This window comes from Pseudoalteromonas sp. G4, assembly GCF_028875915.1.
Taxonomy (GTDB): domain Bacteria; phylum Pseudomonadota; class Gammaproteobacteria; order Enterobacterales; family Alteromonadaceae; genus Pseudoalteromonas.
In genome coordinates this window covers 38,982-59,475 of record NZ_JAPEHW010000017.1, presented here as the reverse complement: position 1 = coordinate 59,475, position 20,494 = coordinate 38,982, and the positions used below count along the sequence as shown (strand labels likewise).

The 20,494-nt window shown below is 36.7% G+C and carries 17 protein-coding genes; 7 read left to right on the top strand and 10 right to left on the bottom strand.

Going from position 1 to position 20,494, the window contains the following annotated elements; genetic code table 11:
* Window positions 1-784: methyl-accepting chemotaxis protein (locus ON073_RS07840; RefSeq protein ID WP_274761330.1), on the top strand; the 784-nt coding region annotated here is incomplete at its 5' end.
* 140 nt (window positions 785-924) lie between these two features.
* On the opposite strand, the gene ON073_RS07835 is transcribed toward ON073_RS07840, so the two are convergent.
* A complete protein-coding gene (locus ON073_RS07835; protein WP_274761329.1) occupies window positions 925-1,197 on the bottom strand; it encodes a hypothetical protein in 273 nt (90 codons plus the stop codon).
* A 72-nt stretch (window positions 1,198-1,269) separates the two neighbouring features.
* Window positions 1,270-4,089 carry a tetratricopeptide repeat-containing hybrid sensor histidine kinase/response regulator gene (locus ON073_RS07830; RefSeq protein WP_274761328.1) on the bottom strand — a complete coding sequence of 940 codons (2,820 nt, stop codon included), beginning with the start codon at window positions 4,087-4,089 and terminating at the stop codon, window positions 1,270-1,272.
* Window positions 4,090-4,297: 208 nt separating this feature from the next.
* Between ON073_RS07830 and ON073_RS07825 the strand changes: the two genes are divergently transcribed.
* On the top strand, window positions 4,298-6,511 hold the full coding sequence (locus tag ON073_RS07825; protein ID WP_274761327.1) for a carbohydrate binding family 9 domain-containing protein: 2,214 nt from the start codon (window positions 4,298-4,300) through the stop codon (window positions 6,509-6,511).
* Window positions 6,512-6,561: 50 nt separating this feature from the next.
* Here ON073_RS07825 and ON073_RS07820 read toward each other — a convergent pair whose 3' ends face one another.
* The gene (locus tag ON073_RS07820; protein WP_274761326.1) at window positions 6,562-8,055 is read right to left on the bottom strand and encodes a leucyl aminopeptidase; all 1,494 of its coding nucleotides are present in this window, start codon (window positions 8,053-8,055) and stop codon (window positions 6,562-6,564) included.
* Window positions 8,056-8,385: 330 nt separating this feature from the next.
* Here ON073_RS07820 and ON073_RS07815 point away from each other — a divergent pair, with 330 nt between their 5' ends.
* On the top strand, window positions 8,386-8,985 hold the full coding sequence (locus ON073_RS07815; protein ID WP_274761324.1) for a hypothetical protein: 600 nt from the start codon (window positions 8,386-8,388) through the stop codon (window positions 8,983-8,985).
* A gap of 30 nt (window positions 8,986-9,015) precedes the next feature.
* Here the strand turns inward: ON073_RS07815 and ON073_RS07810 are convergent, their stop codons facing one another.
* The gene (locus tag ON073_RS07810) at window positions 9,016-10,233 is read right to left on the bottom strand and encodes a M24 family metallopeptidase (RefSeq protein ID WP_274761323.1); all 1,218 of its coding nucleotides are present in this window, start codon (window positions 10,231-10,233) and stop codon (window positions 9,016-9,018) included.
* Between the two features lie 142 nt (window positions 10,234-10,375).
* Between ON073_RS07810 and ON073_RS07805 the strand changes: the two genes are divergently transcribed.
* Window positions 10,376-11,263, top strand: coding sequence for a cation diffusion facilitator family transporter (locus ON073_RS07805; RefSeq protein ID WP_274761322.1), 888 nt, complete (start codon window positions 10,376-10,378; stop codon window positions 11,261-11,263).
* On the opposite strand, the gene ON073_RS07800 is transcribed toward ON073_RS07805, so the two are convergent.
* Window positions 11,260-11,484 (bottom strand): hypothetical protein, encoded by a 225-nt coding sequence (locus ON073_RS07800; RefSeq protein ID WP_274761321.1) that lies wholly within the window; start codon window positions 11,482-11,484, stop codon window positions 11,260-11,262. The genes ON073_RS07805 and ON073_RS07800 overlap by 4 nt on opposite strands.
* A gap of 645 nt (window positions 11,485-12,129) precedes the next feature.
* Between ON073_RS07800 and ON073_RS07795 the strand changes: the two genes are divergently transcribed.
* Entirely contained in the window at window positions 12,130-13,860 is a 1,731-nt protein-coding gene (locus tag ON073_RS07795) for an amidohydrolase (RefSeq protein WP_274761320.1), read from the top strand.
* A 106-nt stretch (window positions 13,861-13,966) separates the two neighbouring features.
* On the opposite strand, the gene ON073_RS07790 is transcribed toward ON073_RS07795, so the two are convergent.
* The 5 genes from ON073_RS07790 to ON073_RS07770 all read right to left on the bottom strand — a co-directional run bounded on the left by ON073_RS07790 (window position 13,967) and on the right by ON073_RS07770 (window position 19,415).
* Window positions 13,967-14,668, bottom strand: a complete 702-nt coding sequence (locus ON073_RS07790) for a hypothetical protein (RefSeq protein ID WP_274761319.1) — start codon at window positions 14,666-14,668, stop codon at window positions 13,967-13,969.
* 80 nt (window positions 14,669-14,748) lie between these two features.
* The gene (locus ON073_RS07785; RefSeq protein WP_274761318.1) at window positions 14,749-16,560 is read right to left on the bottom strand and encodes a sensor histidine kinase; all 1,812 of its coding nucleotides are present in this window, start codon (window positions 16,558-16,560) and stop codon (window positions 14,749-14,751) included.
* Window positions 16,561-16,676: 116 nt separating this feature from the next.
* Complete coding sequence (locus ON073_RS07780; protein ID WP_274761317.1) at window positions 16,677-17,555, bottom strand: HDOD domain-containing protein; 879 nt, start codon at window positions 17,553-17,555, stop codon at window positions 16,677-16,679.
* 80 nt (window positions 17,556-17,635) lie between these two features.
* Window positions 17,636-18,259 (bottom strand): peroxiredoxin-like family protein, encoded by a 624-nt coding sequence (locus ON073_RS07775; RefSeq protein ID WP_274761316.1) that lies wholly within the window; start codon window positions 18,257-18,259, stop codon window positions 17,636-17,638.
* 112 nt (window positions 18,260-18,371) lie between these two features.
* Complete coding sequence (locus tag ON073_RS07770) at window positions 18,372-19,415, bottom strand: alkene reductase (RefSeq protein WP_274761315.1); 1,044 nt, start codon at window positions 19,413-19,415, stop codon at window positions 18,372-18,374.
* 127 nt (window positions 19,416-19,542) lie between these two features.
* Here ON073_RS07770 and ON073_RS07765 point away from each other — a divergent pair, with 127 nt between their 5' ends.
* Complete coding sequence (locus tag ON073_RS07765) at window positions 19,543-20,124, top strand: TetR/AcrR family transcriptional regulator (RefSeq protein WP_274761314.1); 582 nt, start codon at window positions 19,543-19,545, stop codon at window positions 20,122-20,124.
* Between the two features lie 2 nt (window positions 20,125-20,126).
* Entirely contained in the window at window positions 20,127-20,450 is a 324-nt protein-coding gene (locus ON073_RS07760) for a cupin domain-containing protein (protein WP_274761313.1), read from the top strand.
* Window positions 20,451-20,494: the final 44 nt, after the last annotated feature.

Genomic DNA, 20,494 nt, shown 5'->3' with positions numbered 1-20,494 from the left:
GTTTGAAACGGTTACTAATTTATCATATCAACAAGATGGTTTAAGTGAGCAAGTCGCTTCGGCGATTACTCAAATGGGCACAACAGTTTCAGAAGTATCAAATTTAGCACTTGATACTGCGAGGACGAGTGAAAAAGCGGTAGAAAATACCAAACAGAGTATGGTTCAAATTGATGCTAATGCCAGTGCGATGGCAGCTTTGACCAAGGTTATTGAAAATGCACATCAGGATATTCAACGTTTAGCTGAACAAGCTGAATCAATTAACTCTATTGTTGATGTTATTAATGCGATTTCAGAGCAAACAAACTTACTTGCTCTTAATGCAGCTATTGAAGCAGCACGCGCGGGCGAGCAGGGCAGAGGCTTTGCGGTTGTTGCAGATGAAGTTAGAACCCTTGCAAGTAAAACACAAGGCTCTACGCAACAGATCAGAAGTCAAATTGAACAGTTCCAAACATCAACAGAAGTCGTTTTGGCTGCAATGGCTAATGGCTACGAAACAACGAAAGCTGTGAGTGATAGTTCGCTTGAATCTAGCAAAACATTGGCATTAATTGATTCGTGTATTACCGATGTAAAAGATATGAACCAACAGATTGCCACTGCAACGGAAGAACAAAATAGCGTTGTCCAACATATTAATGAATCGGCGGTAGAGATTGCTGACCTATCACGTCAATTCAACGCAATTGCAATTGAAGACAAAGCACAGTTACAACAGTTAAACAATTTAGCGTCTGAGCTTTCAGCGCTTATTTCACGCTTTAAAGTGAAAGTATAAGGCATGTGCCTTTGTAAATTGGTAAAGGCACATGCTACTTGATGCGAGAGTTTAATAATTGAGTTAATGCCAAGCTACTTGTCATTTTTAGTACTTGATGGCGTTGGAGTAAGGCTTTTATATTTAACAGTAAATTAATTTTATTTTGGCGCACTTGACTCTTTTAAGATTAAGAGAAATTTAACAAGTGATATCACAATTACACACATGCATAGTGCAAAAACAACATTTTGAGCAAACGTGCTCATTGGAGCACTAAAGTGAGTAATCAAAATAAGTGATAAACCCATAGTAAGCGCTTGGCCAATTTGTTTTATCTTTTGACTAAAATACGTCTTTTTATTACCCGCAAATAAAATAAGTAATACCGAGAATATTTGAAATACGATACCTAAAACTAAGAGTTTATCCATGTGAATTAACTTCCCTTTAAAATAGAAATTATGCTGATGCCTAATTAAAACAAGATGAGATTATGTGCTAGCTTAACTTTGTGTTGATAGGGCAAACTCAATACCTTCAAATGCTTCGGGGAATGCATCTTTATCATTGTATTTAAGTGCTTTCTCAAAGTAATCTGCAGCTTCTTCGATGGAGTGATAGTTGAACATGGCAGCTGCACCACGTAATTTGTGTAATGCTTGCTGTAACTCAGGCCAATTTTGCGCTAGATAAAGCGCTTTTAATGCAGCTTTTTCTTCATCTAAACTGGCAATAAAATTCTCCGACAGATCACTATTATCAATTTGACTAGCAAAATTTACCGCTTTGTGGCTACGCGTTTTACTGTCGTAGCTAACATATTTCTGTAATGTTGAAATGAAATTATCTTGCTCTATGGGTTTTTTAATGTGATCTGAAAAGCCTTGTTCAAGGTAGCTTGCGACTTCATGTTGCATGGTGTTGGCAGTAATAGCGACGATAGGCTGCGTAAAACCAGAAAGCTTAAGTTGTTTTAAGGCACCAATGCCATCAAGTACAGGCATTTGAATATCTAATAAAACTAAATCAAAGCGGCCATTTTTGCAGGCTTCAACGGCTTCTTTACCATTAGCAACAGCAAATACGTTGAGACCTAAATGGGTTAATAACCTTGAGATTAGTTCTCGATTATCTTCATGATCTTCAGCAATTAATACATTACCTTCAAAAATAGCCTTGTCATCACGTTTTAATTGATTGGTTGGTTTGGCCAGTGTACTTTTCTCAACGTTTAGATGAAGAGTGAACTCGCTACCTTTATTTACTTCGCTTGTTACTGAAATAGAACCACTCATTAAATTAGCTAATTGTTCAGATAGGCAAAGACCAAGTCCTGAGCCACCAAATCGACGTGTGATGCTGCTATCACCTTGGGTAAAGCTGTCAAAAATTTCTTCTAGCTGCTTTTCTTCCATTCCGATACCGGTATCAATCACGTTAAAGCGAACGCCGGTGAAGGTTTCACGAATTGATAATGTAACACTGCCTTTATCAGTAAATTTAACTGCGTTAGAACATAAATTTAAAAGGATCTGCTTTAAACGGAATTGGTCTGCTTTAATAGCGAAATCTTCATCTAGGCTATTAATAATTTGAAATTGAATATGTTTTTTCTCAGCTAATGTTGTAAACATAGCATTGATTTCTTCAATTAAACAATTGAGGTTAAAGGTAGTGATATCAAGTTCTAACTTGTTCTCTTCAATCCGGCTAATATCCAAAATATCATTAATTAAATCAAGTAGATGTTTGCCATTATTATTGATTATACGAAGGTCTTTATTAAAATTACGCATATCGTAATGGCTATTACTCATAGCTTCTGAATGGCCAATAATTGCGGTTAGCGGCGTACGAATTTCATGGCTCATATTGGCTAGAAACTTTGATTTAACTAAACTGGCTTGTCTTAAATGCTCACTGGTTTGCTGTAATTCAGCGGTACGTTTATCAACAATTATTTCTAATTGTTTTTTTGCTTTACGCTCATGAGCACGGCGCTGAGCTGCAACAATAAGTAAAACAGTTAAAAGTCCTGCAACGATGAAAAAAATTCGCTGTTGTTTGGATTTTTCAATTGCCAGCCTCTGGACCTGGTTACCCTTTTCAAGCTCAGAAACACGGTCAGCTAAATCAACGCGATCTTTCTTTGATTGCTCTTTACTGAGCAACTCTTTCATTTTTTGCTCTTTAATCTCATTGTTTAAAAGCAGTTGATTTTCACGAATGGCATATGCCTTTTCAATTAGACCATTTGCTCCATAAACAATTAATGCGTGGCTATACGCCCTTTGTAATTCATGTTTATAGTTAAATTTTTTCGCAAGCTCAATTGCTTTATTTATTTGTTCTAATGCGATATTTGGCTCGTTTAATGCCACAGCAATTCGCGAACGATGGTATGCAACACTAAAACTGATTGTTGGGTTGTTAAGTTGTTCATTTAATTTAGCCGCATCAACTATATGGACTCTTGCTTGTTGAAAATTATTAAGCCAAATATGGCTATCTGCTAAATTAAGTTCGACAGATGCAAGTTGATAGGTGTCTTGGTTTGACTCAAGTAGTGTTTTTGCCTGCTCTAAATGGTAAACAGCTTTTTTTGCTTCGCCAACAGCTGTTAGTGAAACGGCAATATTACTATGTGCCAATATAAGGGAGACTTGGTCTAATTCTTTTGAATGTTCTTCTAATAGCGATTGATAAAGTGATATAGCATCGTAATTATGACCAAGCTTTGAAAGCAAGCCTGCGCGATTAAGCTGGATATCTAAAACATCTTGTTTTGTGCCAAATTGGGCATATCTAGGCTCAGCTTGTTGGTAATAATCTAGGGCTCTTGAAAATTGGTTTAGTTTTTCATAAGCAAGGGCAATATTATTTTCTAAATTTGCTACTTTGACTTGTTCGTTTTGTTCTAGCTGATAAAGAAGCGCTAAGTTGTAATACTTAATGGCGGCTTCAGGAATATTGATATAGTAATAAATTAAGCCAAGAAGCCTATGAATATCGGCAATTTTTGCTTTATTCTGTGTGAGGGTTAGTGCTTGATCAAGCGGTGTAATGGCCTCATTGAGTTTGCCTGATTGAGCTAAATTTGATGCGATAAGATGAAGCACACGAGCGTGTTGTTCATCGTTTAATGCGTTATTTTGTGTGAGTAAATAAAAGGCGTCAATTTGTTGACCAAGATCAACTTGTTTTTGGATATTGGTTATTTTGGCCGACAGAGAGTTATCAGTAATTGCAAAAACCACAGAAGAGCAACAAATACCAACTAGCAATAGTAAATGAAGAATTCCTTTTTTAACTGTACGGTCCATGCTTTTATCTATCTATTTTTTATCCACCAGCTACTTTAAGCAGAAGCATGCTTAAGTTCAAGAAAATTCGACGAAATAATGAGATGCATTAAATCATCAACGTTATAAAAATCATTATAAATTATGAGTTTACATCAATAGGTATTTGGCACTAGAATTGCTTAATTGGAAAAGTTAACAAAATTTTAAACTTTAGTAAGGATACGGTGTGAAAAAATTGTCTTGGATGTTAGCAATTTTTTTCTTGTTGGTAAGCTCTCCGTTGTTGGCAAAACAAAACTATCAACTCCAAAGAATTAATTCGTCAATTACGTTAGATGGTGTGTTAGATGAACCACATTGGCAGCAGGCAACATTTATCGACTTACCCTGGGAAGTAGAACCTGTAGAGGGTATTGCTGCAAAAGTAAAAACCCATGCTTGGATTTATGAAGATGGGGATCAGCTATATGTTGCGTTTAAAGCGTTTGATCCAAATCCAGAAAAAATACGTGCTTCAATTCGAGACCGGGATGATCTTTGGTCTGATGACAATGTTATTTTAATGATTGACACCTTTAACGATGAACGCACAGGTTATCAATTCTATGTTAATGCGTTAGGTGCGCAAGCCGATGCTCGTATGACCGATTATGGTACTTGGATGGAAGACCCATCTTGGGATGCTATTTGGGACGCTAAAACACAGATAAGCGATGACGGTTATACTGTTGAAATGATTATTCCATTTACAGCTATTCGTTTCCCCCTTGTTGAAGGTAAACAAACATGGGGTTTATCTCTTTATCGCAACATGCCAAGGGAAGTACGCAATCAATATTCAAACATTAAATTTGATTACGATATTAAATGTAGTTTCTGTCAATTCGATAAACTTACGGGTTTAGAAAACGCAAAACCAAGTAAGAATTTACAATTAACCCCCACATTGACTGCATCGCGTAATGATAAACGAGATACAGGTGATGCTTGGGAAAATGGTGACGCCGAATTTGAACCTGGCCTTGATATTCGTTATGGCTTAACTTCTGATGCTATTTTAAATGCCACCATTAATCCAGACTTCTCGCAGATTGAAGCCGATGCCGGACAATTAGATGTAAACACCACATTTGCCTTATTTTATGAAGAAAAGCGTCCATTCTTTTTGGACGGGGCAGATTCGTTCGAAACTGAATTATTAAACTTAGTACACACACGCAATATTGCTGACCCTGATGTAGGCGCGAAAATTACCGGTAAATCTGGCGTGCATTCATATGGCGTGCTCTATGCCGATGATCAACAAAGTGCGGTTATTTTACCTGGTTCACAGGGCTCTGATTTTGCTGTTATTAAAGAAAAAGCCCATGCAGGTATTGCCAGATATCAACTTGATTACGGCGCACGAGATAATATCGGTTTGTTAGTAACCAGTCGCCAAAGTGAAAATTATTTCAACAATTTAGCGTCTTTTGACGGTGCGACTTATTTGTCAGAGCAAGATCAAATCAGTTATCAAGTGGCGTATTCAGATACCGAAAACTCAGATGAGTTAGTATCCGATTTTGATTTAGCTAAAAACCAATCGGGTCATGCGTTATCGGTAAAATTCGAACGCGACACTAAAGCGTATGATCTAGTTGCATCTTACCAGCAAATTGATGAGGACTTCCGCAGTGATCTAGGGTTTATTACTAAAGCAGGGTATAACAAAAGTTTGTTTGGTGGCGGTTATCATTGGTATATGCCAAAGGGCGATGCAATCACAGATTATTGGGTTAGCGGTGATTTTGATATAACTTACGAACAGCATGGCGATCGTTTAGAGAAAGAATTTGAAATTTATCTAGGGATCGAAGCGGTTTATAATATAAACAGTGAGCTTGTTTTTTTAACTCGAGAATCTAAGTACATTTCACGTTATTACGATGAAAACTTGCTCGACTTATGGTTTACAGTTAAACCATATGGTGATTTGAAGTTCACATTTTATGGCCGAGTAGGCGATAAAATTGATTTTCGCAATGCAGAGCTTGGCGATTCGTTGTATTTAAATCCGGGGATGACTTGGGATTATAACGATTATTTACAATTCAAGCTTGAACATACCTACAGTGAAATGAAGCTAGATGACTCATTATCGTTTAGAGTGAACTTAACGGATTTTCGCATCAATATGAAATTTAATATGCAGAGTATGTTAAAACTTGTGGTGCAGTATGAAATGGGTAGATATGGTGACTCACCTTTAGATGAAATTAACCCAATCAGTAAAGAGCGCGATTTTGCAACGCAACTAATTTATTCTTACAAGATAAACCCACAAACGCTGTTTTACTTAGGCTATTCAGATAATGGCTATGCCGAAGATGATGAGCAACATTTAAAAGCAAACGAGCGTACATTCTTCACAAAATTTAGTTACGCATGGCAACTCTAGTTGGCACTTCAATAAAAAAGTGGGCAATGCCCACTTTTGTTAATTAAAGCTTACTTAGATTGGTTTTCAATCCACTGCGTTAATAACCGCACACTGTAGCCGGTACCACCTTTTGGTACTTCATTTTTATCTGATGATGCAAGTGCATTGCCTGCTATATCAATGTGTGCCCACTTAGTATCGCCAACAAACTGTTGTAAGAATGTTGCTGCTGTTGTAGCACCAGGACCACCAGAACCAATATTTGCAAAATCTGCAATAGGGCTCTTAAGCATATCTTTATAGCCAAGCGGTAAACGCCATAAATTTTCGTTTACTTGCTTACCTGCAACAGTAAGTGATTCAACTAAAGCATCATCATCTGAGAAAATGGCAGCATAACGGTTACCTACTGCACGTACTTTTGAGCCAGTTAATGTTGCGATATCAACCATTACTTTTGGTTCAAATTCGGTGCGTGCATACCAAAGGGCATCAGATAGTACTAAACGGCCTTCAGCATCAGTATTTAAGATCTCAACAGAATGACCAGCAGCAGTACGAACAACATCACCTGGTGCAACTGACGTTTCTGAAACCATGTTAGCAGCCATACCCATTACAGCAACAACATTCACTTTTGCTTCGTTAAGCGCAAGTGCTTTTACTGTACCAAGAGCAGCAGCTGCGCCTGCCATATCCGACTTCATTCGTGCAATTGAAGAACCTGTCTTAATACTATAGCCACCTGAATCAAAGGTGATTCCTTTACCAACAAGGGCAATTGGAGCGTCATCGCTACCTTTGTAATGAGCAATAACTAAGCGAGAACCTTCACTACTACCACGACCAACAGCTTCAAGTGCGCCCATGCCAAGTTTTTTCATCTCTTTAGGTGTTAAAACTGAAACTTTAACACCAATTTTCTTCAGCTTCTTAGCTTCATTTGCAAAATCTACAGGTGTCATTTCTGTTGCAACTTCAGATGTTAAATTGCGTGCAAGAAAAACACCTTTTTCGATGTTCGCTAAATGCTGATAGTGTGATTTTGCTTCATCTGCTTGCTGTGTGATAAAGGTATATGTTTTCTCATCACGCTTTTCTTTTTGATATTTATCAAAACGGTATGCGCGAAGGTTAATACCATGAGCAAGTAGTGCAACATCGTTAGAGCCAAATGAGCCTGTATCTACTGCTATGTTTTCAATGTATTTCTTCTCAAGCATGCCTGAAAGTTGGCCGCCAAGTTTAGTCAGTTCTGCTTGTTCAAGTGTATTATCTTCACCTAACCCGATCACAATCACACGCTTATAAATGCTGTTTTGCGGTGCAATTACTTCTAATTTACTCGCGAACTTACCGCTAAAGTCGTTTGCTTTAATAGCCTCTGCTAATTGGGCTGCAAATGGGTAATTCGAAAAAACATCATTGATTTGGTTTTCATGTTTAAAAACAACCAAGGTATCTGAGTCAGATGTTGTTGTCGTATTAAAGTTAAACTGTTCTGCAGCAACAGGCATTGCAGTAGTTGCCGCTAAGGCTAATGCTAGAAAAGACTTTTTCATGTGAGATCCTTCAAGATAAATTTTCACGTTATTTACAGTAATTAACTTAAAAAGTTAATTAATAAACGACTAGTCACAAAATAGTGAGGCGAACTAACAAAAAGATTCATCTGCAGTAGTAAAAATTCACTGTTCTGTCAAATAAATGGTACAAAAAACAATTTATTTTGTATGTTAAATGCACAAAAACGCTGTGCAAACATTGAGTTAAATCAAGTTTTTCGGTAGAGTTTCTTATACTTTTTGGGGACATTTGATGTGGCGAGCCGACTACTCCTCTAAAAAAAATAAACAAAGAAAGGCTCAACCAAATTGAATAAGGCAAATGCTATGGAATTATCAAAAGAAGAACTTGAGTTTTTTTCTGGAATGTTTTCGGATAGGCAATTACCTGACGATACACTTCATTCTGGGCATGCACTCAGTGTGAAATCTGATATTCCGACAAGTTTATATCAAGTATTTGAACAATCTAAGCTAACGCTACTTGCTGAAATTAGTCACTACCAATTGTGGTTTCCACTCGAAATGACGATTGAAGATGGTGAATTTAAACCGCTTTTAGGTACACCAGAAATAGTTGACCTTCAAAATGGTGAACGCAGCTGGCGTGGTGGCGATTTCAATAATGTTTCTCTTAAAGATCAAAAGGGCAAAAATCATGATCTGTTGTCGCTCTCTAGTACCGGTATTGCTTTTAGAGTAAGCGACAGACGAAGCCTAAAACGTATTCTTAATGAAAAGTCACTTAGTATTAATTTACCAAATGACGAAGTTGTTTCTCTTGAGTTTGAAACTGTGCGCGTGGAGCGAGACTTAGTTGCAGCAAAAATTGCTAAAGTGCAACGCGGACGTGATCGTCTTCGAAAATTTTTATTTAATTTACACCGCTCGGAACATCAAAATTTATATCAAGGATTACAATCTTAAAAAAGCCGCATTGAAGCGGCTTTTTTATTGTTATTTGGCAGCAAGTGCGAATGGGTCGTCGATGCTATATGATGGTTCTGTAAACCACTTTGGCCCATCACTATCCATATAAAAATGATCTTCTAAACGAACACCAAATTTGCCTGGAATAACCAACATAGGTTCATTACTGAACACCATACCTTTTGCAAGTGGCGTTGTGTCACCTTTAACAAGATAAGGTGATTCGTGAATATCCATACCACAACCATGACCTGTACGATGTGGTAGGCCTGGTAACTGATATTCAGGACCAAAACCCGCGGCTTCAAGTACAACACGTGCGGCAGCATCGGTTACTTCACAAGGTGCTCCAATTTTAGCCGCGTTAAATGCAGCAATTTGCGCTTCTTTTTCAACTTGCCAAGCAACACGTTGCTCTTGTGTTGCTTCGCCAAACGGGTAGGTACGTGTGATATCTGAATGGTAACCTTCAACAATACAGCCTGTATCGATTAAAACCCAATCATTTTCTTGTAGTACTTGTGGGTCTTTTACACCGTGAGGAAACGAAGTTGCTAAACCAAAAAGCACAATACAAAATGAAGACCCTGATGCGCCTACCTTTTTATGTGCTTGGTTGATAAATGCTTCAACTTCTTTTGTTGTAATACCTGGCTTAAGTATGCTTGCAGCTGCTTTATGAACCTCTAAAGTCATATTTTTAGCCGTTTGCATTAAGGCGATTTCAGATGCTGATTTACACTCACGACATGGTGCAGTGACTACATCTGCATTAATGATATTAAACGCTGGATTGGCTTTAATGATGCCATCTACTAAGAAAAATCCTGCGCTAGGATCTACCGCGATTTTACCTTCAGTGATATTTAATTTATTTAAAACATCACCTAATAACTGATAAGGACTTTGATGTTCATGCCAGCCATAAAAATCACCTTGGATTTTCATATAATCATTGAGTGAGCCTTGTTCAAAATGAGGTGCAATATAACAAAGGTCGCCATTTGCAGGTAAAATAGCGCCTACTAAACGTTCGCTCTTGTACCATTTTAACCCGGTGAAATAGGTTAGGTTAGTACCAGCATCAATATACATTGCTGCAATGCCTTGTTGCTGCATTAATGTTTGTGCTTTTGCAATGCGTGAGTTTAGCTCGTCATTTGATATTGGTTTAACATGTTGCGTCATATTTTCAAGCTTGGCTAAAGCTTGTTCGATTGTGCTGCCACCGACACCGATTGTCATAGTAAAATTCTCTTTATTGTATGCAATATGCAAAATCTATCATTTTATTTTGGCTTTTAGAAGCGATTAGAGTGATTTTGTCTGAACTAAACGGTATAATTGAGACAATATAACATTTTAGTTTCTAGCTTATTTCCCTTTCATGACAGACATCACCACCCATAAAACTGCAAGGCGTCGTCTTTTAATTGCGCTTGCAATAACTAGCACATTTATGGTGATCCAATTTATTGCGTCATTTTTTGCCAATTCTATGGCTGTACTTGCGGATGCAGGGCATTTATTTGTTCATAACAGCTCGCTTGTTGTGGCGCTAATTGCATCGAGCATTGCTATTCATTTAGCTAAAAATTATAACACCGGTTATAAAAAGGCCGAATTAATCGGTGGTTTAGTAAATGGAATATTCTATTTAGCGATAGCCGCTACGATTATTTTTGCCAGTACCAGTAAATTAATAAATCATGAAAATCATAACCATGAAGTAGATACTTTTTTAATGACAGCAGTATCTGGATTAGGTTTTTTATTTCACGCAGCATCTGCATATGTGCTTTATCAAGGTCGCAAAGAAAGTGTAAACGTTTATGCTGTGTTCTTGCATAGTTTCTTAGACTTGTTATCGACGGTACTTACTTTTGCCGCAGGTATTGTAATTTATTTTACAGGTTGGGTGGATATCGATATTTTCTCTAGTATCTTTATCGCTGGCTTTGTACTAATTACTGGTTTTCGTGTAATAAAAAAATGCATTGAAGGCTTGCTTGAATCGGATAGAGAATTACCTGATGCAACTAAAATTGAATCTCGTCTGTCTAGTTTAGAGCATATTAGTAGTGTGCATAACGTAACGGTTGACAAAAAGGGCAGTAAAACCATTGTTGGTGCACATATTGTTTTAAAACCAAGTTGCACAAAAGAAATGCACCACGAACTTTGCCAATTAGCCGTCGAAAAGTGTTTATTAAAAGAATTCTTAGTTAAAGAAAGTGTACTTCAGATTGAAGCGCATAAATGTCAACATTGCTAACGAATAGGCAAGTCGTTAGCTGACTCTACTTCACCATCTTCATGTACAATCGCTATGTTGCCATCTAATGTTAATACCGCAATACTTTCATCTTGTTCTTTTCGCACAAAAGCCAAATCATATCCGTAACTGTATAAGTCCATAACAGCCACTTTTTGAAAAGGGGTTAAGCGGCTTTGATGCTCGTTGAATTTTGGCTGTTTTACCCTACGTTCTAACATTGCTAATTCCTATGTTTAATTATTGAGTTTAGTACAATGAAGCTAATCTGCGAGTATGAATTCAAGGCATAGAAAGCAGTAATGGAGGTTATATTGTTCGTATAAATTAAAGACACAATGAATAGTATCTTCAATCCTTACAATCTGTTTATCATAATTTAGATGTTTTAATAGGTATCAGAGATATCGGAATTAACACACTTATCTAAATGATCCATATGGTCCTACTTACAGCCAAAATTTTCATCATAAAAATCATTATCTTTAAGTGCAACTAGCGTAACTAAGTGGCATAAATAGGATATATAAATCGCTACTACGCTATTTATTAAATATTCTCGGTATAAATTGATAAGGGCTTTTTATTAGCTTTGAAATTTGCAGATTTATAACGTTTTCGGTTAGTTTAACGGGTGTGTTAACCCTCACCAACTCTCATTTTCCAAATCAAATGCTTAGTCATAGCGTAAATATTACAAGCTGAAGATCGTTTTTGTTAATAACGTATCAAGTCGTTCTTTTAATATGGCTTGAGTGAAATCAAATAAACGTTGAATTTTCATACTATTTGTTTATGTTAGTTACTAAAATAGAAACTGTTTTTTATTAGGTAAATTCAATACAAACCTGTCTCATGGAGGGACTATGAAAAAGTTAACGAAAGCATCGTTATTGATGCTGGGTGTATTCAATATTCCATTTCTTTATGCAGAGCCTGCAACTAAACAAACTGAACAAGTACTTTATAGTGGCGGCAAAATTATCACTATGGAAGGTCAAAAGCCACAGTATGTAGATGCTGTTTTAGTTGAAAATGACAAGATTACGCAAGTAGGCAAGCTAAATGATGTTAAAAAACATCTTCATGGCAAGGTATCTATGGTTGATTTAAAAGGCAAGACCATGATGCCTGGGTTTATTGAACCCCATCTACACCCCTCAATTGCTGCATTAATGCTACCGAATGACACTGTTGCCCCACATGCCTGGAATAAACCAAATGGTGTTACAAAAGCGGCAAAAACCCCAGAAGCATTTATTGAAGGGATAAAAGACTCAATTGCTAAGGCATCGCCTGGCCAAATGCATTTTATTTGGGGTTATCATCAACTGTGGCATGGTGAACTTAATCGAGATGTACTGAATAAATTAGCAAGTGATAAACCTGTTGGCATTATCCACCGCTCTTTTCACGAAATTTTTATTAACGATGCAGCAATAAAACTGTTCAAAATTAAGGAAGATGATTTTACTGGTAATAAACAGGTTAATTGGCAAAAAGGGCACTTTTATGAAGGTGGTTGGCTTGCGTTAGTGCCTAAAATTGCGCCTTACTTACTTAACCCAGAAAGTTATAGTGAAGGCTTAAACTTGATGTCACAGTTGATGCTTAAAAATGGCATCACAACGGTAAGCGAACCAGGTTTCCCAAGTTCTGATTTTAATATGGAATATAGCTTACTTAAAAAAGAAATGGATACTAATCCACCTTATGATGTTTTGCTTATTCCAAATGGTACGCAACTCTACACTATGGCGGGTGGCAGTAATGAAAAGGCTGAAGTTGCCATGAGCAAGCTGCCTGAAAAATACAATACCCACAATATTACTTTTGCACCAAAGCAAGTTAAGTTGTTTTCAGATGGCGCCATTTATTCTTTAGCAATGCAGATGAAAGCACCGTATTTGAGCAACAAGTTCAAAGGCGAATGGATGACTCCGCTTGATTTATTTCAAGAGCAGTTATCTTTCTATTGGAATAAAGGCTATCAAATTCATGTGCATGCAAATGGCGATAAAGGTATTCAACAGGTATTAGATTTCAATATTAAAGATCAGCAGGCGTTACCTAGAGAAGACCACCGTTTTACGCTTCATCATATGGGCTATTTTGACGCAGATTTAGCAGAGCAAATTAAAAAACTAAATATTGAAACGTCAGTTAACCCTTATTATTTATGGGCTCTTGCAACTAAATATTCTGAAGTCGGTCTTGGTAAAGAGCGTGCTGAGAACCTGGTACAAATTAAAGAACTATCAAAACGCAATATACCAGTTTCATTTCACTCTGATTTTGCTATGGCACCTGCTGAGCCACTAACATTAGCATGGACGGCGGTAAATCGAGTTGTTGCTGAAGGAAATGCATTATCGCAAGAACAACGCATTGATGTATTTACGGCTATGAAAGCAATCACATTAGATGCAGCAAGAACGCTTAATCAAGAAAAATTTATTGGCTCAATAAAAGTGGGAAAAACAGCCAACTTCACAATTTTAGAAGAAGACCCTTTTAACATCGAGCCTATTAAACTAAAAGACATTAAAGTGAATGCAGTAGTGTATAAAGGTCGTTGGGTAAATAATACCTTGTAGAACATAAACTAAAGTAGGCTGGTATTAGCTAGCACTATTTAAATAGCAACTTAATCTCGTTATGGTTGTTTTATCATAACGAGATTACGCTAACCAAATAACTCTTTTAGAATTTAATGTTTAATTTAATATCGTTGATTGAAACACCGTAATAACTCGCCAATAAAAGCGCTTTTTGCTCTATATACCCTTCACTTAATTCAAAATCATTTAATTGTTTTTGAAAGCGTGTGCGTGCTAACGTTAAGTTTTCAGAAGTAACAGGCCGTTGTGATTGCTCTATTTCAATTAGGGCCATAAATGCCGTTAGTTCGTGATCAGGCAAAACGTTTCCCTGAATATTTAAATGTAAATAACACTCAAGTGGCGTTAAGTTATTCGACTCAGTTTGTATTAATGCTTTTGGTAAAAATAAGTTACTTTCAAATAATAATAACGATCTTAAATAAGTAAATGGCACACACTCAGATGAACCTCTAGCTACAAACAGGTAATGAAGTACATTGCGCTTTTTATTATCTTGCACTGCAAAATTAGCCATTGTTTGTAATAACGGGGTAAAGAAAGAAAGGCTGTTAATATTTTTTATTTGTGAAATCAACTCTAATGGTACTCTTTTACCATCAGATAGTTTAACGCTGAGTAATTGAAAGTAATCAAAAGTATCTGTGCTTTTACTTGCTTGTAAAGCTAAAAAAAGTTGTAGCTTTGTTTGAGTCGCTTCAGGCTGTTGTTGGTAAAATATTTTCAGCGCTGCTAAATCACTTTGCTTAAGTAAATTAACAAACTGAGTTACTGATTTATCCATAGCTTAATTATGTTGTTTTCAAACAAGCTCAGCCTAACATAAAAATGACGCTTACTCAGTTAGATTTCTTTTGCTGACATTTATTCTTCAAATTTAAGACTATAATCAACCTCATCAAAATGCAGATAAATACACACACCATCGCCTTCAATACTTTGAAACTCGATTTCACCATTAAGCCTTTGTGTTACCAAATTATAAACAATGCTAAGGCCAAGTCCTGTACCTCCCTTTGCGCGTTTGGTTGTAACAAATGGCTCAAAAATTTTGTCCAGTAAATCTTCTTTAACGCCAACACCATCATCGATATACCTAAAATGCAAACTAGCGCCAACCATCTTGGCAACAATTTCAATATTTAGTTTTTCATTGTCACGAGCACCATGGCGAAGGCTATTAATGATCAAAATAGTAAATATCTGATTGAAAGCCCCTAAATAACTGCGCACCACTAAGCCGTTTGTAACATCAATTGAATAAGCAACATCGTACTTTTCAAGTTCATGTTTTAGACTTGAGAATAAATTTGTTAAAAATGTTTCTACATTAAATTCAACCAGTTCATCGTATTCTTGATGCGAAGCAACTTGCTTAAAGCTATTAATTAAACTGGCCGAGCGGTTAAGGTTTGATTCCATTAAGCTTAGGCAATTATCCGCATCCGAAATCATTTGTTGAAGGGTGTTTTTTTGTAATGTGCCTTGGTCAAATGCTTGTTTTAAATGTTCCACTTGTTCGCGCAAGTGTGATTCGCTTGTAATTGCAATACCAAGTGGGGTATTTAGTTCGTGGGCAAAACCTTTCACCATCGAACCTAAACTCGCCATTTTGGCATCTTCAATCAAACGTTTTTGTGCAAGGTTGAGACGATTTATTAATTCTTCAATATGGGTAAGTAATTTATCTATATTTTTTGCAAGGTCAGTGACTTCATCGTCACCACGTAAATTGGTACGCATCGAAAAGCTATCAGACTGGCAAATTGCCGTAATAAAACTGTTTAGTTTAAATAAGCCATAGCCAATCCGTTTATTGATAAAGAACGAGCCCGCTAAACTTAATGCTAAAAAGATAAAAGTGATGGAAAAGGTTAGAATAAGTGTTTCTTTGCTGCTATCAATAGATTGTTTGTTCAAGTAAAGCGAAAGATTGGTGTAGCGCTCGTTAATAACTTGCGATAGCAACTTGTTTTTACCAGCAAGGCCTTTTGCGGATGCTTGACCTATTTGCTCTAAAAAAGCTGTATATTGGGTAAAGTTAACATCATATTCTTTTAAATAAGTAAGCAGTTCTTCTTTTGAAGGATTATCGTGAGTTTGCAAATACACTTTTAACTCAACCAAAATTTCTTTGTGCAATTCTAAATATTTTGGTTTCCAGCGTAATAAGTAATCTTTTTCACGTCTTCTTAATTCTAAAATTAATAGCTCAAGTTTTTGGTCGTTTATTTGCTGGCTAACGTTTTGTATAGCATGAATAGAATTACGGAAATTCCCCCTGATCCCTTGGTCTTCGTCAAACCCTAATTTTTTTTGAATAGATAGCTGCAAGCGTAAGTTTTGTTCAAAATTTCTTACCGCTTCTTGTATTTGCATAAGCAAACGTTCTGCTATTTCGTTGTGCTTAACTAGTTGTAATAACTCAAAATGTATTTGAGAAAAATCGGCAAACTGTTCCGTTGACCAATCTTGCATTTGTTCGTCACGGTCAAGGGTAAACTCGTGTTGAAGGTTAATGGTATCCGATAGAATTTGCTTATAATCATTAAGAGTTTGGGTAACTTGATAGTGATTTGTAACGTTGTGATAGATAATGGCACCGGAGATTAAAACAACAAAGAAGCTAATCAAAAGGGCGATTTGTGAGCTAATAAAAGCTGTTTTTAATTTCATAAGCTACGAGAGTGAGTGTTTTATTAAAGTGTAGGACAATTTATCCTGCTGTAAACAAACGCATTTAAGCCTTCATATAAGTACTAATAAAACAGTCATAGCACATACAATTTTATTTAAATTGCTAACATTGCGTATTTTTGGTTTGCAGTATTTAGTGCGCTTGGTATAGCGTCATACAACAAATTAAAGTTGTTGTAGTGAGATTGCCAGTCAGTAAGAATCTTGCTTTTATCAATAAGAGATTGGATTTCTTGAATATTCAATTCATTACATTGGCAATAAGTTTGGGTCACTAGATCACAAAACTGTACTCTGCGAATGGTTTCAAGCAATGGCGTAAACTGTTTAAACTTTTCGGGCAAAACATCATGATGATGGAAATAAATAATTTCAGGAATAGGGCTTGGAATGTGCCAATGTTTACATACTTTTGCGCCGTTAAAAGCATGTTGACGTAGCAAATATGCTATCCGATGCTTTTGATAGGGCTTTGGTAAATACCAGCTTAAGTCGCTTAAATGCTCAAAATCTTTTACATAATGCTTATGATTTAGTGTAATTTCAATGTCGTGTAATAAACCAACTAAATAAGCCATGTCTGCCGTAATCACGTTACGAAGCAAAATCTCATAAGTTGTTTTTAATAGTTCTGCAGAAATAAGTGATTGGCGCCATAGCTCTTTTTCAAAGTTACTGGTAGGTACAAAGACTTTTGTTAATGCCACTAGGTTAATTAAGTTAAATACTTCTTTACTGCCCATTCTCACTATTGCCTCTTTGATACTGCGAATGGGTTTTACACTTGCGTGTTTGGCAGTGTTACTGAGTTGAATAATTTTGAGTGCGAGAGGCGGATCACGCTCAGCAAGTTTTTCAATTTTTGAAAAATAGTCAGCATCATCTTGTGGAATACTCATCAATTCGACAAGTATTGTTGGTAAAATTGGCAAATCGCATGCTTGATTTTGTGAGCTTGTTTGGCTGTGTGCCATTTACAATTCCATTGGATAAAAACATATCAATTTGCCAATAAGTATAGTTAAGCTTTAATTTGTAGTATTAAAATTGCTGTTTATTGATAAATTTCAGCAGCTTTAAGCAAAACTTCTTCGTGCAGCCTTACTTTAAAGTTTGGATTAACATAATTGAATTGAACTAGACCATTTTCATCGATTAAGTATATTGCAGGGACAGGTAAAACTAAACGAGCATCACCCGATCCATTTTTCTTAAGCGGGTTGGTTAAATCTAGGCGTTTAACATAGCGTTTTGTCGTTGCTTCATCGGTAAAAAATGCAAGACCAAACGCTTGGCTCAGCTCACTGTTAAAATCAGATAATAAATCATACTGTAAAGCCATTTTCGAAATGCTTTTTTGTAAATCCTGCGGGGCATCTGTAGATACACCAACTAATTTATAACCCATTGCTTTTAACTTAGGTTCTATTTTTTTGAGCTGTCCCATTTGTGTATTACAAAATGGGCACCAGCCACCGCGGTAAAAAAATAAAATAGTCATTTGATTATCCAAGTAAGCTGAGAGCGTTTGGCTACTGCCATCTAGCGTTGTAACGTTAATATTTGGTATGAGTTGTCCATTCAATAATGGCGAGACTGTATCACTTGATTCGGCAATTGATTTGGCAAAAACAAGGTTAGGTATAAGTACAAAAAGAAAGATAAGGAAATTTCGCATTTAGTAAGTCCTATTGTTAAGGTTACAAACAAGACCTATCTAGGGCGCATTAAATTTCGAAATTACGTTTAATAACTAAAAAGGCATGTAAAACATGCCTTTTTGTAAACGATTAAATCAATTCTTTTAGCATTTCATCGTTATATGCAACGACCTCGTTACCTGATTTAACTTTTGCAACATAATCAGGATTCGCAATAAATGGACGACCAATGGCCAGTAAATCAAATCGTCCTTGATTTATTGCCTCTAGGCCGGTTTCTGCAGTAAAGCCGCCAACACCAACTAATGTATGCGGGTAGTTTTTACGTACATAGTCTGATACTCGGCCATCTAAATAATCAAACTCAAGCGCATCATCAAAGATACCGATATGCAAATAAGCAAGTTCACGATCTGCCAGTTCATTTAAAAGATAATCAAATACTGACCGATCACGTGGGTCCGGAGAAATATTAAAATAGGCACCTGGAGAAACACGAAGGGCTGTGCGCTTAGCACCAATACGGTTGCTTATGGCATCAACAACAAGTAGTGCAAATCGAGACATATTTTGAGGATTACCACCAAATTGGTCATCGCGTTGGTTACTATCAAAGTGTAAAAACTGGTCAATTAAATAGCCATTTGCACCATGAATTTCTACACCATCAAACCCAGCATCAATTGCATTGCTGGCTGCTTGTGCATAGTCATTTACTAATTGCTCAATTTGGCACTCACTTAATGGGGTTGGGGTGATATATTCTAATTCACGCATGCGCGGCACCGTGCCATCAACTTTTAACGCACTTGGTGCAACAACAGTATCACCATTGAAAAAATGCGGGTGTGCTACGCGGCCTGTATGCCAAAGCTGTACAAAAATTTTTCCGCCATTGTTATGTACGGCTTGTGTAACACGTTGCCAGCCCTGAATTTGTTCAGCTGTAAAAATACCAGGAGTATTAGGGTAGCCTTGACCATCAGCACGAATAATTGTTGCTTCTGAAATAATCAGTCCCGCTTCGGCTCTTTTGGCATAATAATCTGCCATTTGCTGTGTTGGCACCAAGTTTTCATCTGCCATACAACGGGTTAAAGGTGCCATTAAAATACGATTTTCTAAGGTTATTTCGGCATTAAGCTGCACTTTGTCAAAAAGTGATTTTGTCATAATGTTCTCATGTGGTTAATTTGAATGCTTATTCAAATTAACTTTTATTGAACGTTCGTTCAAGTACTTTTTTGAACAAATGTTCAAATTAAGTTATATTGAGGCGTAATATTTTATGAGGCCATAAATGAGAAGCGCTGAATTTGACCGTGAATTTGTTTTAAGAGCTGCAATGAAAGCTTTTATGCATAAAGGCTTTAATAAAACTAGTATGCAAGATTTAAAAGCCGCAACAGGCCTCCATCCTGGTTCTATTTACTGTGCGTTTGACAACAAAAAAGGGTTACTGCTTGCAGCAATTGAGCAATATAACCTCGATATTAGTGCCTGTTTTAATACTTTTTTTGACAGTGTTGATTCGCCATTAGCTGGGTTAACACACTACTTAGATTATATTGTTGACCAGTGTATTAGTTGTGATCCGGAATCCTCTTGCTTACTGCAAAAAGCATTGAATGAACTTGCAGAGCAAGATAGAGATGTACAAACTTTAGTCACAGCGCAGCTAAGACGGTGGCAATTAGGACTAGAAAACATTATTAAAGCGGCTCAAGAGCGTGGTGAAATTAGTGGCTCTCGCGATGCAAAATGTCGAGCTCGATTTTTAGTCATGAGCATCTATGGTTTGCGAACTTATGGCTACACTCACCCTGAGGCTGAGGATTTACGTGCTTTGGCAAAACAAGTGATACACGATATTTCGGTGTAATTATGCTTGATAAAAATAACCTCTTTACTAATTTACCCAAGGACAAAACGCAAGAGCACTTTAGTGATCTCGTAAATTCTTCTTCTACTCGCATTGAACGCATTGTCAGTTTCGGACAATCTTCACCACAAAGTGGTTGGTATGATCAAGACGAAGATGAGTGGGTTTGTGTGCTAAGTGGTTACGGGGTGCTGGAATTTGAAAATGGTAGCATAGTAAAGCTAGATGTGGGTGACAACCTTTTGATCCCTGCTGGGTGCAAACACAAAGTAGTTGAAACAGATCATAACAGTGAAACGGTGTGGCTAGCCGTTTTTTATAAATAACAGGCACAAAAAAAGCGAGTTTATAAACTCGCTTTTTCTTTGTA